Annotated in this window: 16 protein-coding genes; 12 read left to right on the top strand and 4 right to left on the bottom strand. The window is 75.0% G+C overall.

Annotation, left to right across the window (positions count from 1 at the left end; all coding sequences use genetic code 11):
* The first annotated feature begins 317 nt into the window (after positions 1 to 317).
* The 5 genes from K1J57_RS21960 (at position 318) to K1J57_RS21940 (ending at position 2664) form a co-directional block, all read left to right on the top strand.
* Complete coding sequence (locus K1J57_RS21960; RefSeq protein ID WP_220560486.1) at positions 318 to 581, top strand: Atu4866 domain-containing protein; 264 nt, start codon at positions 318 to 320, stop codon at positions 579 to 581.
* 506 nt (positions 582 to 1087) lie between these two features.
* On the top strand, positions 1088 to 1513 hold the full coding sequence (locus K1J57_RS21955; RefSeq protein WP_220560485.1) for a hypothetical protein: 426 nt from the start codon (positions 1088 to 1090) through the stop codon (positions 1511 to 1513).
* Positions 1510 to 1842, top strand: a complete 333-nt coding sequence (locus K1J57_RS21950) for a transcriptional regulator (RefSeq protein WP_220560484.1) — start codon at positions 1510 to 1512, stop codon at positions 1840 to 1842. The genes K1J57_RS21955 and K1J57_RS21950 overlap by 4 nt, the downstream gene beginning before the upstream one ends.
* 81 nt (positions 1843 to 1923) lie before the next feature.
* The gene (locus K1J57_RS21945; protein ID WP_220560482.1) at positions 1924 to 2130 is read left to right on the top strand and encodes a hypothetical protein; all 207 of its coding nucleotides are present in this window, start codon (positions 1924 to 1926) and stop codon (positions 2128 to 2130) included.
* Positions 2131 to 2217: 87 nt separating this feature from the next.
* Positions 2218 to 2664, top strand: coding sequence for a hypothetical protein (locus K1J57_RS21940; protein ID WP_220560480.1), 447 nt, complete (start codon positions 2218 to 2220; stop codon positions 2662 to 2664).
* Between the two features lie 23 nt (positions 2665 to 2687).
* Here K1J57_RS21940 and K1J57_RS21935 read toward each other — a convergent pair whose 3' ends face one another.
* Positions 2688 to 3740 carry a DMT family transporter gene (locus K1J57_RS21935; RefSeq protein WP_220565700.1) on the bottom strand — a complete coding sequence of 351 codons (1053 nt, stop codon included), beginning with the start codon at positions 3738 to 3740 and terminating at the stop codon, positions 2688 to 2690.
* Between the two features lie 72 nt (positions 3741 to 3812).
* Here K1J57_RS21935 and K1J57_RS21930 point away from each other — a divergent pair, with 72 nt between their 5' ends.
* Entirely contained in the window at positions 3813 to 4751 is a 939-nt protein-coding gene (locus K1J57_RS21930; protein ID WP_220560479.1) for a LysR family transcriptional regulator, read from the top strand.
* A gap of 33 nt (positions 4752 to 4784) precedes the next feature.
* Here the strand turns inward: K1J57_RS21930 and K1J57_RS21925 are convergent, their stop codons facing one another.
* Positions 4785 to 5714: a LysR family transcriptional regulator gene (locus K1J57_RS21925; protein ID WP_220560478.1), complete on the bottom strand. Its 930-nt coding sequence runs from the start codon at positions 5712 to 5714 to the stop codon at positions 4785 to 4787.
* A 301-nt stretch (positions 5715 to 6015) separates the two neighbouring features.
* Between K1J57_RS21925 and K1J57_RS21920 the strand changes: the two genes are divergently transcribed.
* The 3 genes from K1J57_RS21920 to K1J57_RS21910 all read left to right on the top strand — a co-directional run bounded on the left by K1J57_RS21920 (position 6016) and on the right by K1J57_RS21910 (position 8214).
* Positions 6016 to 6558: a GNAT family N-acetyltransferase gene (locus K1J57_RS21920; protein WP_220560477.1), complete on the top strand. Its 543-nt coding sequence runs from the start codon at positions 6016 to 6018 to the stop codon at positions 6556 to 6558.
* An 88-nt stretch (positions 6559 to 6646) separates the two neighbouring features.
* On the top strand, positions 6647 to 6880 hold the full coding sequence (locus K1J57_RS34195) for a cittilin family RiPP precursor (protein ID WP_220560476.1): 234 nt from the start codon (positions 6647 to 6649) through the stop codon (positions 6878 to 6880).
* A 92-nt stretch (positions 6881 to 6972) separates the two neighbouring features.
* On the top strand, positions 6973 to 8214 hold the full coding sequence (locus K1J57_RS21910; protein WP_220560475.1) for a cytochrome P450: 1242 nt from the start codon (positions 6973 to 6975) through the stop codon (positions 8212 to 8214).
* A gap of 6 nt (positions 8215 to 8220) precedes the next feature.
* Here K1J57_RS21910 and K1J57_RS21905 read toward each other — a convergent pair whose 3' ends face one another.
* Positions 8221 to 8985: a methyltransferase domain-containing protein gene (locus K1J57_RS21905; RefSeq protein ID WP_220560474.1), complete on the bottom strand. Its 765-nt coding sequence runs from the start codon at positions 8983 to 8985 to the stop codon at positions 8221 to 8223.
* A 115-nt stretch (positions 8986 to 9100) separates the two neighbouring features.
* Here K1J57_RS21905 and K1J57_RS21900 point away from each other — a divergent pair, with 115 nt between their 5' ends.
* Positions 9101 to 10297: a hypothetical protein gene (locus K1J57_RS21900; RefSeq protein ID WP_220560473.1), complete on the top strand. Its 1197-nt coding sequence runs from the start codon at positions 9101 to 9103 to the stop codon at positions 10295 to 10297.
* 413 nt (positions 10298 to 10710) lie between these two features.
* Positions 10711 to 12831, top strand: a complete 2121-nt coding sequence (locus K1J57_RS21895; protein ID WP_220560472.1) for an FUSC family protein — start codon at positions 10711 to 10713, stop codon at positions 12829 to 12831.
* Between the two features lie 40 nt (positions 12832 to 12871).
* On the opposite strand, the gene K1J57_RS21890 is transcribed toward K1J57_RS21895, so the two are convergent.
* Positions 12872 to 13504, bottom strand: a complete 633-nt coding sequence (locus K1J57_RS21890; RefSeq protein WP_220560470.1) for a cyclase family protein — start codon at positions 13502 to 13504, stop codon at positions 12872 to 12874.
* A gap of 261 nt (positions 13505 to 13765) precedes the next feature.
* Between K1J57_RS21890 and K1J57_RS21885 the strand changes: the two genes are divergently transcribed.
* Positions 13766 to 14461 carry a 1-acyl-sn-glycerol-3-phosphate acyltransferase gene (locus K1J57_RS21885; protein ID WP_220565699.1) on the top strand — a complete coding sequence of 232 codons (696 nt, stop codon included), beginning with the start codon at positions 13766 to 13768 and terminating at the stop codon, positions 14459 to 14461.
* Positions 14462 to 14763 lie beyond the last annotated feature (302 nt).

Raw genomic sequence — 14763 nt, 5'->3', positions numbered from 1 at the left:
AGTGGGACACCAGGGTGCACGGCGGCCTGGAACCGCGGCTCGGGCGGCACGAGGATCGACGGTGTCGTCCACCGCACGGGCCGGGGGGCACGCCATGCGTTCCGGGACAGCCGCCCGGCCGAGGCCGCGCCGGAGGGGGGCCGGTGACCCGGGTACGGGTGTCCCGGTCTGCGCCGACGTGCTCGTGGTGGGGGACACCGACGGGCCGTGCGGGCGCGTACGCGGGTTTCGGGACCGGGTCCCGGCCGGTGTCGTCCGCTGAGACGCCCCGTCGTCGTGGGAGTACGCCGACACGAGGAAGAAGAAGGAGGGCCGCCATGGCCGAGGAGACCACCGCGCCGCACCCGTTCGTGGGCATGTGGGTGACCGCAGACGGCTTCATCCGGCAGGAGCTGCTGCCGGACGGCCGCTACGACGAGGCGCGCGGGAACCGCCGCAGCGCCTACACCGGGCGCTACACGGTGACGGGGGACCACATCGACTACGTGGACGACACGGGGTTCACCGCCACGGGGGACGTGCGCGACGGGGTGCTGTACCACGAGCACCTGGTGCTCTACCGCGAGACCCCGGCGGGCTGAGACCGCGCCCCGCCCCCGGCCAGTGGGACGGCGGAGCCCGGAGGCGCCCCGCCGGGCACGCCGGGGCGGTGCCCTCGGCGCCCCTCGGACCTCCATCGAACCGGCGCACCTCCGGGTCGGGTGGCGGCGGCCCGACCGAGTCCACAATGCCGAGCCGGGGCCTTCCGGCCCCCCGAAAGAGCCCGGCCCTTGAGGCCACGTTTCAAGCCCGGGCGGGGCCGGGGGGCGCCCCACCGGGCACGCTGGGGCGGCGACCCGGCGGCCCCGACCCGTGAGGAGAGCGCGGCGCGAGGCCACACCTCAAGGTCAGACGGAGCCGGAGGCGTCCCGCCCCACCGGGCGCGCAGGAGCGCACCGGAGCGGTGCCCCGGGTCCGGGCGGTGGCCGATCGGGGGTCCCGGCGTCGGGTCGGGGTCTTCGCCCCTCATCCACATCTTCGGAAAGTACTTGCCAAAGTGGAAAGTGAGTGCGACCCTGGAAACAGGTTCGAACACCGGAGGTGGGATATGCGGCAGGACGAGGCACTGGACGCCCTCGAGCAGGCGGAGACCCTCAAGGCCCGCATGGGCGGGCAGGGCCGCTGGTACGCGGTCTTCGGCGTGGGGTACGCGGCGATGAGCTGCGCCCTGATCCTGGCGCTGGGCCTGCTGCCCTCTCCCCAGGCGCTGCCGTGGACGATGGGCGCTTTCGCCGTGGTGCTGACACTGCTCCTCACCTACGCGCTCACCCGGCCCGCGCAGCCGCGCAACCTCGGCGTGCTGCACCTGGGCATGATGGGCGCCTGGACCGCCATCTACCTGGTCACCCTCGTGGTGGGGATCAACCTCTTCCCCGGCGTGACCGCCTGGTGGGTCTCGGGTGCGCTGCTGAGCTGCGTTCCGCCCCTGACGGTCGCCTACGTGGCGCTACGGCAGAGCGGGAACCCACGATGAACCACCCGCGCAACCGCCTGGACGAGGTGATCCACTCCCCCGTGCGCTTTTCGGTGGTCGCCGCGCTGGCCGCCGTGGACCGCGCCGAGTTCCGGCTGGTGCGGGACACGGTGGAGGTCAGCGACTCGGTGCTGTCCAAGCAGGTCACCGTGCTGGAGAACGCCGGTTACGTGAAGGTGCAGAAGTTCACCGTGGGGCGGCGCACCCGGACCTCCCTGACGCTGACCAAGGAGGGGCGGGCCGCCTTCGAGCGGCACGTGGCGGCGCTGCGCGAGATCGCCGCGGGCACCGCCCTGGAACCGGCGCCGACGAGCGGCCCCGGGGACTGACCCCGCCGCGGAGTCCGGGCCCTCCCTTACCGGGACCGGCCACCGGCGGCGGTAGCCCGACACCGGCAAGGCCGCGGCCTGGTGCGCGCCACCTGCAACCGAGGCGTCCACGTCGCCGTGATCGTCCGCCGGGTCCGGGCCGTCCCCTGCCGGAATCGGCCACCGGCGGCGGCAGACTGGCACCGGCCGGGCCGGGACCTGGTGCGCGCCACCTGCGACCGGGGCGGGCACGTCGCCGTGATCGTCCGCCGGTTCCAGGGCGAACAGCTCCGGGCCCGGGAGCTGTAGGCGGCGGCCCTGGTCCTGACCGGACTCGGCGTCCAAACGCTCCCGGACCGGGGCACCGCCTCGGGCGCGGACCTGGCGTGGACCGCCGTGGCGTCGGCGCTGGGGCTGGCGCTGGGCGCGGTGCGCGGCCGCGCCGTCGTGGTCTTCGAGCGCGACGGCCACCTGTGGCAGCGCTACACGGGAGGCACCTTCGTGTACGTGGTGGGCACGTTCCTCGCCATGGCCGCCTTCGACCTCGCCGCGGCGGCACTGGGCATGGCCCCGGACGCCCGGCCCGTGCAGTCGGCCCTGGGAGTCGGCTTCCTCGGCGAGGCGCCGGCCGTGGGCCACCGCGCACTGGCCGAGAGCACCCCCTCGTCCCCGAACGCCACTGAGCCGCTCCCGGCCTTCTCTCCGGGCGTCCGGGACGGTCGGTCCCGGGCGCCCGGCGGGGAGAAGAAGACCGGCCCGCACACACGTGCGCGGGCCGGTCGGGGCGACGCCGGGCAGGGGCTCCCGGTGGGTGGCCCTTCGGCGCGCCGTCCGCCCTCGTGAAAGGTACGCGCCGAAGGGCCGGTTCAGGCGGCCCGGCCGGGGGCCGCGGCGGTCGGGGTGTCCTCCGACCCCTCCCCGGGGACGGCGGGCGCGACGGGACCGGGGGCCACAACCTCTCCGGGCTCCACGGTCCGACCGGACTCCTCCCCCGGCACGGCCCGGCGCCGCTCGCGCACGCGCTCGGGAACCGCCGGGCGGCCGCTCCGCTCGCCCCGGGTGGCCCCGATGCCCGCCACGACCACCAGCGCCATGCCGACGATCTGCAACGGGGCTGGCGCCTGGCCGATGACCACCAGGCCCATCACCAGCGCCACCCCGGGCTCCATGCTGGAGAAGGTGCTGTACGCCGTGCGGGTCATCCGCTGCAGGGCGACCATCTCCAGCAGGAACGGCACCATGGGGAACAGCAGCGCGATGAGCAGCGTGAACAGGATCAGCCCCGGGTCGGGCTCGGCGAACGCCCCCGGCGCGCCGAACGGCGCGGTCACCAGGGAGCCGACGGCCATGGTCAGGGCCAGCCCGTGGACGGCGCCGAATCCGGCGCCCACCTTCTGGGTGAGGACGATGTAGAACACCACGCACACCGCGCCCGCCAGGGCGAAGCCCACGCCGAGCAGGTCGAGCTCGCCCTCCCAGGGCCGGGTCAGGCAGAGCACGCCCGCGACGGCGGCGGCGATCCACACGAGTTCGCGGCGGCGCCGCATGGCGGCCACGGCGACGACCAGCGTTCCCAGGAACTCGATGGCGGTGGCCGTGCCGAGCTCGATCCGCGCCGTCGCCTCGGAGTAGAACATCATCATCCCCGCGCTGGCTGTGCCGAGGATCACCACCGCGGCCCGCTGGCGCCACGTCGCCTCGCGCACGGCCCGCCACAGGGAGCGACCGCCCAGGGCCGTCAAGAGGAGCGCGGCCCACGTCAGCCGCAGCCACGTGATGGTGGCCGGGCTCGCCTGGGCGAACGCGGTGACGGCCAAGGCGCTGCCGGTGTGCAGCGTGAACATGCCGATGAGCAGCATGAACGGCGCCGGTACCTGAAGGCGGGCACGGCGCAGCGAGGGAAGGAAGGAGCGGATCACCCGACCAATGTGAAGCATGTCGTCTGTTTCTGTCCACGAACCATTGGTTGACGAACCATGTAGTTTCAGTGGATGGATTTCACCCGTTTGCGCCTGCTCGTCGAGTTGGAGCGGTTGGGCACGATGGTCGCCGTCTCCGAGGTCACCGGCATGAGCACCTCCGCGGTCTCCAAACACCTCGCGGTCCTGGAGCGGGAGGCCGGCGTCCCCCTGCTGGCGGCGGACGGGCGGCGGGTGCGGCTCACCCCGGCGGGGCGGCGGCTGGCCGAGCACGCCGTGGACATCCTGGCCCGGGTGGAGGCGGCCCGGGCGGAGTTCGACGGCGACGGGGAGCCGATCGGCCGGGTCGACCTGGTCATGTACACCAGCGCGGCCCCCGTGGTGCTGCCCGCGCTGCGGAGGCTGCGCCACGACCACCCGGGCATCGACATCCACCTGACCGAGTACGAGTCGGAGCAGGCGCTCACCCTGCTGCAGAACGGGGGCGCGGATCTGGGCGTGGTGTACCAGTACAGTCTGCTCCCCCGGGATTTCCCGGGGACGCTGACGGTGCAGCCGATCGGCACCGAGGGCCTGCTGCTGTCCCAGCCCTCGGCCGGGGCGGACAGCCGCACCCTCACCCGGCGGCGGCTGCGCGACCTGGCCGACGCGGCCTGGATCGCCAGCCCCTACCGGGGGGACGAGGAGGCCCTGGTCCAGCGCATGTGCGCCGACGCGGGGTTCACGCCCCGGATCACGCACCGCATCGACAACCTCGAACTGTTCGAGGAGCTGGTCGCCGCCGGGGTGGGCGTGGGGGTCGTCCCGCGGCTGTCGGCGGCCACCCGGCGCGGGGTCGCCCACGCCCCGCTCGGCGAGCTGGGCGGGGTGCGCCAGGTGTACCTGGCCGGGCGTACGGGCGGCTGGGCCTGGCGGCCGATCCGGGTGCTGGCGCGCTACCTGCACCAGGCCGCCGAGGACGTGCTCGACGACGTGCCGCCGCTGCCCGAGGCGCCCGACGCCCCGGCCTGAGCCGGCCGCCCTCGTCCGTCCCCGGCCCCGCGGTCAGCCCGCGATGGCGAAGGGCCCCACCGAGGGCACCGGCACCTTGCTGGCGGCCTCGCGCACCGCGGTGAGCAACGGCTCGGGGGTGGACCCGGCCCGCGACAGCGCGATGATGTGGCGCCGGGCGGTGTCGCGCACCCCGCGCACGACGATCTGCGGCGTGTTGATGCCCGTCCAGGCCAGGCGCGGCATCAGGGCGATGCCCAGCCCCGCCTGGACCAGCGCGAACACGGCGCTGAAGTCGTCCACGGTGTGGACCACCCGCGGCTGGAACCCGGCCTGGCTGGTGGCGGCGGTGACGCACTCGTGCCAGGCGGTGCCGGGCGCGGACATGATCCAGTCCTCCGCGGCCAGGTCCTCGGACAGGTGGAGGCCGTTGCGGGTGGCCAGCGGGTGCTGGTAGGGCAGGATCGCGTCGAACAGCTCGACCATCACCGAGTCGGTGCGGAAGTCGGGGTCCCCGGCGGCCGGCAGGTGGCCGGTGGACATGGTGAGCGCCACGTCCAGGCGCCCGGAGCGCACCATCTCGGCGCTCTGCTCGGGCTCGGCCTGGACCACCTCGAAGGACCACCCGGGGTGGCTGACCCGCAGCCGCGCCAGGGCGGGGGCGATGAGGTCGCTGATCCCGGTGGAGAAGGAGCCCACGCGGACGACGCCGCGGTCCCCTTCGGCGTAGGCGGCCAGGTCGGCTCCGGCGCGCTCCATCTCCGCGAAGATCGCGGGGGCGCGTTCGAGCAGGACCCGGGCGGCGCCGGTGAGGATGAAGCGGCGGCCCTGGCGTTCGACGAGGGGGACCCCGGGCTCCTTGGCCAGGGCTGCGAGCTGCTGGGAGACCGCCGACGGGGTGACACTGAGCGCCTCGGCCGTCGCCGCCACCGTGTGGTGGTGCGCCAGGGCGTGGAGGAGCTGCAATCGCCGAACGTCGATCATGGCTCCCAATGTAGGCGAGCACACTCAGGTTTCCGGGTGATTTCCGACATTTCACTCACCCAAGGACAGTGATTCGCTGCACAACGTCCAACTCCACCCTCCGGACATTTTGAGAAGAAAAACCTAACTTCTTTCCACAGAGTGATGTCGTCCAGCTCTTTCCCCGTGTCATGAACGTTCCAGTAGATACCGGCACGTACAGTCAGGGTCACAGCTCAACCAAGAGCGCGCACCCCGTGCGCGCCAGGGATCAGCACCCAATGCTGGTGGAACGGGTGAGAAGAACATGCAAAATTCGCTGATGACCAAACCTCGACCGACCGACATCGGTGTGCTCGGCTTCCGTTACCTGGGCGCTCACGAGGTAGAGGAACTCGCGGACCTGTGGGGCGCCCTCCACCAGCAGCACGCCCGGAACGCCCCGCACCTGTCCGACATCATCAGCACCACGAGCATGGACGAGTCCTGGCGCCGGCGCCGCACCCAGTACCTGGAGTGGATGGCCGACCCCGAGACGCTGGCGATCCTCGCCGAGCACGGCGACGACCCGGCCGGGTACGCGATGGTGACGCTGCGCCCCGGGCCGCAGGGCACCTGGGACCGCGGCGAGCGCGTGGCGGTCGTGCAGACCTTCGCCATCGACCCGGAGTACGCGGGCACCCGCGTCGGCTCCAAGCTGCTGGAGGAGATCCGCCACCAGCTGGCCGCCATGGGCATCCGCGACATCGAGTTCTCCGCCCTGGCCACCGCCTCGGAGGACATCAGCTTCCTGGAGACGGAGGGCTTCCGCCCCTTCGTGACCACGATGGTCTGCCGCGTCGACGGCTTCGGCGCCCACGACTGACCGCGCTCCTCCGCCGTGCGGACGCCCCCGTGCCCCCGGGCACGGGGGCGTCGCCGTGTCCGCCCCTTCCCCCAGGCCCTGACGGCGGGTGACGTTATGGCAACAGAAATGGGTTGCCCCGCGCGCAGGGTTATCTCACCGTCGCGCCACTGTCCCCCTCCGTCACCGGCCGTCTAGCGTTCTTCGCGTCGCCCGGGACCGACAGGGGACCGGAGCACACCGTGGAAGGAGACCCCCCGTGAAGAAGGCCGCCTACCGCATCGCCGCCAAGCTGCGCCTCATCGACGCCGCGCGCCTGACCCGCCCCTACATCTACTACTAGGCGCCCACCGCCAGGCCGCACAGGCCCCGGATCGTCACACCCGGCCCGTACCGCCCCCCGGGCGGTGCGGGCCCCGCCCGGAAAAGGACGCGATGGCGGCCCCCACCCCCCTCTCCTCCGCTCCCCCGGGTCCCCGGGGCGGGCGCTCCTCCTCCAACGCCGCCGACTACGCGGTGGACCCCCTGGGCTTCCTGACCTCGGCCGCCCGCGAGTTCGGCGACGTCGTCTCCCTCACCCCCGCCAACGTGCTGCTCGCCCATCCCGACGACATCGGCCGGGTCCTGCTGGACCGCGAGGGCCTGGTCGCCAAGATCGGCGCGGCCACCCGGCGCGGTCCCATGGGCTTCCCCCTCGCCATGATGAACAGCGAGGGGGCCGACTGGGAGCGCAAGCGGGCCCGGCTGCGCCCGGCCCTGCGCAGCGACCGACTGGAGGGCCTGGAGCGCGCCGCCCGCGAGGGCGTCGCACGCCTCGTGGACACCTGGCACGACGGCCTGGAGATCGACGTCCACGACGAGATGTCCCGGCTGGCGATGGGCGTGGGCGCCGTACACCTCGCCGGGCGCCCCCTGGGCGCGCGCGGCGAGACCCTGATCCGGGCCGTGGCCGCGATCATGCGCCTGACCTCGGCCCCGCGCCTGCCGATGTGGCTGCCCACCAGGACCAACCGCGACCTGCGCCGGTCCCTGCGCGACTTCGACACCACCCTCGCCGCCCTGATCGCCGAGCACCCCGCCGGCGAGGACGACAACGCCCTGGGCAGGCTGCTGGCCGACGGCCCGCCCTTCGCCGAGGTCCGCGACGAGCTGGCCACGCTGCTGATGTCGGGGTACGAGACCACCGCCAACGCGCTGACCTGGCTCCTCCACGCCCTGGGCGGCCGGCCGGAGGCGGCGGAGCGGATGGCCGAGCCGGGTTTCGCGGCGGCCGCCGCCAAGGAGGCGATGCGCCTGTACCCGCCGGCCTGGGTGATCAGCCGGGAGACCGTGCGCCCCCTGGAGGCGGGTGGGTACACGCTCCCCGCCGGCACCACCCTGGGGCTGAGCCAGTGGGTCGTGCACCGGGACGGGCGGTGGTTCCCCGACCCGGAGGAGTTCCTCCCCGAACGCTGGCTGGACGGCGGGCGGCCCGGGCACCGGCACGCCTACTTCCCGTTCGGCGCGGGTCCACGCGGCTGCGCGGGCGCGTCCATGGCCCTGCGCGAGGTGGAGGTCATCGCGACCGCGCTGTGCTCCCGGGTCCGGCTGGAGCCGGTGCGCCCCGAACGGGTGCGGCCCCGGCCGGCGCTGGCGCTGCAACCGGTCGGGGTGCGGGCGCTGGTCCGGCCCCGCTGAAGCCGGTCAGGGGCGCACGGCGCCGACCAGCAGGAAGGGGACCGCGACGAAGAGCCGGTCCTCCCCGGCCCGGGACCGCTGCTCCCGCGTCCACGCCCGGGCCCGTTCCCCGTCGATCACCCCGGTACGGGCCGCGGTGTCGGCGAACCCGACGAGCATCCCCACCACGTCCGCGTCGGTGAACACCACGACCCGGCCCTCGACCGAGATGTCGGTGAACCCGGCCTCCGCCAGCAGCGCCCGCTGCCGGCGCGGGGCGCGGGGGTCGGGCATGGTGTCGGCGTAGGCGGCGACGATCCGCCGGGTGGTGCCGGGGTCGTCGGAGTCGACCATGTAGGCGTCCCAGTCCTGGCCGAGCAGGACGAGGCGTCCGCCCGGGGCCAGCACCCGGTGTGCCTCGGCCAGGGCGCGGGCGGGGTCGTCGAGGGAGTGGTAGACCTTCTCGGCGCGGTAGCCGTGCACGGACCCGTCGTCCAGGGGCAGCCGGTAGGCGTCGCCGTGGCGGAAGTCCGTTCCGGGGTGGGCCGCGCGGGCGGCGTCGAGCATGGCGGGGTCCAGGTCCACACCGACGGCCCGCACGCCCGCGGCGGCGAGTTCGGCGGTGGCCCGGCCGCCGCCGCAGCCGACGTCCACCACGGTGTCGCCGGGCCGGACCCGCAGGCGGTCGCGGACCCGGTCGCGCAGGGCGCGCGCCTCGGGCAGATGGGAGAAACGGTCCAGGCGCACGAGGAGGCTTCGCGCATCGGCGCCGTCACGCTGGGAGGTCGGCATGGGGGCATTGTCCGTCGGCCCGCCGCCCCGGACAAGGGAGGGAGCGGCCCGGGACCACGGCGCGGGCGCGACACACCCCGGCGCGGGCGGGCCCGGAAACGCTACGCTCGCCTGCGTGGCGACCTCCGACTCCAACACCTGCAACTTCCCCGGCTGCGACCGCCCGGTGCCCCGGGCCTCCTCCCCCGGGCGGCCTCCCCAGTACTGCGACCTGCCCGAGCACACCCGGTGGCGGGCCTGGAAGGAGCGTCAGCGCCAGGCCCAGGAGTCCGAGCGGCAGGAGGCCGAGGCGCGCGCCTCCCGGGAGCCGGCCGGCCCGGCCGCCCCGGGGTTCGCCTCGACCGAGCCGGTGACGGCGGCCCGGCTGCGCGCCGACGACCTGCTGACCCGGTTCGCCGTGCAGAGCGAGCAGCTCACCGAGACGCTGCGGGCCGCCACCGAGGCGTTCACGACGATGACCGACCCGGCCGCGGCCGAGGCCCAGGTGGAGGCGGCCCGGCTGGCGGGGGCCCGGCACGCCGCCGAGGCCGACGCGGCCCGGCTGGAGGCGGAGAACCGCCGCCGCGAGGCGGAGTCGGCCCGCCGGGCGGCGGAGGAGGCGGCGGCCTCGGCGATCGCCGCCACCGCCGAGGCGGAGCGCATGGCCGAGGAGGCGCTGGCCCGCCGGGACGAGGCTCAAAGCGCGCGCGAGGAGGCCGAGCGGGAGGCGCGGACCGCCCTGATGGAGCGCGACGCCGCCGTCGCGGAGGCCAACGCGGGCCTGGCCGACGCCGAACGCCGCCTGTCCGAGCAGCGCGAGGAGGCCGGGCGCGAGCGCGCCGACGCCGCCCGGCGGCTGCAGCACGCGCACGCCGAGGCCGAGGGGCTGCGGGCGGAGACCGCCGAGCACTCCCGCAAGCGCGAGGAGGCGCTGGCCGCCGCCCGCGGTGAGCGTGAACGGGCCGAGCGCGCCGAAGAGAGCGCACGCCGGGCGGAGGAGGCGCTGGCCGCCGAGCGCGAGCGCTCCCAGGCGGAGCTCGGCCGGATCGAGCGGTCGCTGGAGGCCGAGCGCTCGGCGGCGGTGGCCGAGCGGGAGCGGCTCACCGCCGAACTGGAGCGCTCGGTGGCCGAGCGGGACCGCCTGACCGGGGAGTTGGCGGCGCAGCGGCGCGCGGCCGAGCTGACTTTGGCCGAGTCCCGCGAGGCCGCGGCCGCCCGCCTGGCCCTGGCGGAGGAGGCCCGGGACCGCGCCCTGGAGCGGGCGCAGCGCGCCGAGGCCGAGCGCGACGAGGCACTGGCCCGCCCCGCGGAGTCCGCCCCCTCCCAGGGGTGACCGGACACCGGCGCACCGCCGGGACGCCGCGGGCGGCGCCCGCGCGCGGGCTCGGTCCCGTGCCGCCGCTCCCGCCGGCCGCGTACACGTGTGCAGGGGCGGGGGTCACGATGATGCGCATCAGGGCGCCTCGGGCGGGCCGCATGCACGCGCGCGGGGCAGGGCCGGGCGGCCCGGCGGCGGTCCACCGGGACGGCGGGGCCGTGCCGGGGGTGTCCGAAGACACCCCGCACCGTGCGGGCGGCCACCCCCGCAGCGTTGGGGCAGATCAGCGGACCGGCCGACCGGCCCGATGGCGCCCGGGACACCCGGCTGCGGCCGGAGGGTGGCCCACGACACCGGCGCGAGGCCGAACCCGGGCGCGGGGGCCGCGCGTCCCCTGGGACATGAGTACCGATTCGTCCCGGTCTAGGATGGGGCACGTGCGAGATCTGGGAACCACGGGCGATACCGGACCCCTCGACGTGGGCGACACCTCGCACCCGGGCCCCCGGCGCGTCGCCGTCGGCGAGCGCCCCCGGCCGCGGGTGGACCTGCGCGCCGTCTTCGGGCTGGAATCGGGTACCTGGGCCTGGACCACCGCGGCGCAGGCCGCGATCGCCATGACCGTCTCCTTCGCGCTGGCCGCGTGGCTGTTCGGCCCGCAGGTCGCCACCCTGGCGGCGATGGGCTCCATGACGGTCCTGTACGAGAAGAAGACCCCCTACGCCTACCGGGCGGCCGCGCTCGCCCTGGTCGGGGTGGGGTTCGTGATCAGCGTGTCCCTGGGCTCGCTGGCCTCGGCCCTGTCCCCGTGGGCGGCGGTGTTCTCCATCGGGCTGACCGCCGGCCTGGCCACCTGGGTCTGCGCGGCCTGGCGGGTGGACAAGCCCGGACCCATGTTCTTCGTGCTGGTCGGCGCGATCTCCACCATCGTCCCCGGCGGTCTGGCCGACGTCCCCCTGCACGCGGCCATCGCCGCGTCCGGCGCGGCGGTGGGCTGGGCGGTGTCCATGTCGGGCGTCTTCGTGCGCGCCCGCCAGCCCGAGCGACAGGCGGTCGCCGGGGCGTACCGCAAGCTCGCGGTGCTGCTGCGGGCGGTGGGCACCCCCGAGCTCGACCACGCCCAGCACGACGCCTCGGTCGCGGTCGCCGACGCCTGGCGGCTGGTGCTGCTGGCGCAGACCCGCGGCTACCGCACCAGCGACGAGGCGGCCCGGCTGCGCTCCCTGCTGCGCTGGGTCTCCGACATCCACCTGGCCACCACGCAGGTGTGCATGGCCCGGCCCACACCGCTGCCGCCCGAGGCCGCCGCGTTCGCCGAGCGGATGGCGGCCGCGGTCGCCGCCCCGGAGAAGGCGCCCGACCCGGCCGACCTGGACGGGCTGCGCCGGGGCATGCGCCCGCGCTCCCTGGAGGCGCGCCTGTACGGGCTGATGGCCCGGGCCGCCACCGCCGCGCGCCGCGACGCGGGCGGGCCCGACGACGACGAGCGCGCCCGGAACCTGCACGACGAGCGCTACCCGGCGCTGTGGGGCGCGCTGCGCTCCAGCCTCAGCCAGGATTCGCTGATCCGGCCCACCGCCCTGCGCATGTGGATCACGGTGACGGCGGCGGGCGCGCTGGCCCTGGCCTCGGGCCTGGAGAACTCCTACTGGGTGGGCATCACCACCACGGCCGTGCTGCAGGGCGGCAACGTGGTGCTGACCCTCAACCGGTCGGTCCAGCGGTCGCTGGGCACCCTGGTCGGCGTGGTCATCGGGGCGCTGCTGATCGCCGCGAACCCGCCGCTGGCCGGGGTCATCGTTCTGGCGGGACTGTTCCAGGGCGCCGCCCAGCTGGTGATCGGCCGCAACTTCTTCTACGGCTCGGTGCTGCTCACCCCGATGGCGCTGCTGCTGTCGTACACGGCGGCGCCGCACCCCATCACCGAGCTGGCCGAGACCCGCATCATCGACACCGTGGTGGGGTCGCTGGTGGGCCTGGCCGGGGCGATGCTGCTGTGGCGGGGCGCGTCGGCGACGCGGCTGCCGCAGTCGATCGTCGGTGTGCTGGAGGAGGCCCGGCGCGCCATGGCGGCGGTGCTGGACCAGGACACCGTGATCGACGGGCGGCTCCGCTACGAGCTGCGGCGGGACATGCGGGCGGCGCTGGTGAGCCTGCGCGGGGTCTACGAGAGCGCCATCGGCGACGTGCCGCGCGCCGCCTCCACACAGCCGCTGTGGCCGGTGGTGGTGGCCACCCAGCGCACCGGGTACCTGGCGCTGTCGGCGCTGGCCCTGGAGAACCCGGAGCCGGTGGGGACGATCACCCTGCAGCGGGTGGACCTGGCGTTCCGCGAGCTGATCTCGGCGATGGAGGAGCGGCGCACTCCGCGCCTGGGCGCGCTGCCCCGGCTGCCCGCCCATCCGCGGATCAACATGGAGCTGCGCGCCCTGTCGACGGCCATGGCGGGCGCGGTCGCCCAGGACGAGCGGGCGGCGCGGCTGGAGGCCGAGAAGCGGGCCGAGCTGGAGCGGCGCCGGGCCCAGGGGGACCTCGACGCCGACCTGTGAGGCGGGGCGGCCGCCGGGCCCGGGGCGGCCGTCCCCCGGCTCAGTCGACCAGGGCGAACGCGCGGACGGGGAAGGCCGCCAGTCCGCGCACCTTGGCGGGGACCGCGAAGAACCGGAAGCCCTCGGCGGGCAGCTCGCCGAGCAGGCACAGGTGGGAGACCACGGGGATGCCCGCGGCCAGCAGGACCGCCCGTACCGGGCGGGCCCCCTCCGCGGCCGGGGAGGTGTCGTCCACGCCCACGGAGTCGATGCCGACCAGGACCGCCCCGGCCTCGACCAGGGTCTTGGCCGCGGCCTCGGTCAGGTGGGGGTGGTCGTGGTCTCCGTAGGACTCGGTGCGCCAGTGGCGGTCCCAGCCGGTGCGGACGAGCACGGCCCGGCCGCGCAGGTCCAGGCCGGCGAACGCCTCCGGGCCGATCTGGCGGGCGCCGGCCGCGTCGACGACCACGCCGGGCAGGTCGGCCACCCGGTCCAGGTCGAGGTCGGCCAGGTCCGCGCCGTCGCGGTAGCGGTGGGCGGGCATCTCCACGTAGGTGCCGGTGGCACCGGCCATCGTGACCCCGCCCCCGTCGCCGTGGGCGGCCGAGCCCTCGGTGATGTGCGGTTCAGGGAGACCGGGGCGGGTGGTCATCCCGTCGGTGATCTGGTGGCTGACGTCGACCGGTTTGGACATGGCTGTTTCCTCGCTTCACGAGCGTGTCCGGTGCGCGACCCCCGGGCTGCACCAGAGGTCTAGACCATGAGCCTAGCGTGTGTGACCCACGCCACCATCTTGCTGTTCCGGGTGCCCGCCGGGAACCCCCCGGAGGCGTTCGCCCCGCCTCGGCCCGGCGGTCCGCTCCGCGGGCCCGGTAAGGTCGGTGAACGCGGCGGCGCCGTGGAGATCCCCGCCACCGCGAACCCGCATCACGCACGGAGAAGGGTCCACTTCATGGTGTCACTGTACGGAGCGGCCAAGGCCGTCGTCGCGCCCGCGACCCGCATGATGTGGCCCGTGAAGGCCGAGGGCGCCCACCACGTCCCCCGCAGGGGCGGGCTGATCCTGGCCGCCAACCACCTGGCGCTCATCGACCCGCTGTTCATCGGCGTCGCCTGCCCGCGGCCGGTGCGGTTCATCGCCAAGCAGGAGCTGTTCGACGAGGGCACGCTGCCGCGCCGGACGTTCGCGCGCGTCCTGCGCGGCCTCGGCCAGCTGTCGGTGGACCGCCGCCCGGGGCAGAGCGCCCAGGAGGCCATGGACAACAGCCTGGAGGTGCTGGAGCGCGGCGAGGTCTTCGGGATCTTCCCCGAGGGCACCCGCTCACCGGACGGCCGCCTGTACAAGGGGCAGACCGGCCTGGCCTGGCTGGCGCTGACGACCGGCGTCCCGGTGGTGCCGGTGGCGCTGGCCGGGACCGAGCGGATCCTGCCGCAGGGGCGGAAGGTGCCCTCGTTCAACCGGGTGGGCGTGCGCTTCGGGGAGCCCGTGGACCTGTCCCCGTGGAAGGGCCGGGCGGACCGGGCCAAGCCCCGCAGAGAGGCCACCGACGCCATCATGGAGGCGATCGCCAAGCTGTCCGGGCAGGAGCGGGTCGCGCGCTACGCGGCCTCGGTCAAGGCCGAACTGGGACAGGGCGGCCCGCGCGGGTGACTTTCACCACAGTGAACTCGGGGCTGATTCGCCCTTGACGGAGCGTTGACCCTTGATCGAGGGGTGCGGAACGACGCCTTCGCGCGCGCCGCGACCCCCACCCCAACTGGGATGCCGGGCTCACCGAGGTGCCGAGGGGCCACCCGGGTCCGGAGCCGCACCCCGGGAACGGGGGCACAATTCCCCACCAGTACAGTGGGAATTACCGGTGTCGACACCGGATAGATTAGGCAAGCCTTACTTTAGATGGCGTCCGACCCCTGGCGCGAAGACTTGGAGCTGTGCGATGACGCGACCCCTGC

This window comes from Nocardiopsis sp. MT53 (assembly GCF_019598965.1).
GTDB lineage: Bacteria > Actinomycetota > Actinomycetes > Streptosporangiales > Streptosporangiaceae > Nocardiopsis > Nocardiopsis changdeensis.
This window is presented reverse-complemented; position numbering and strand designations above follow the sequence as displayed.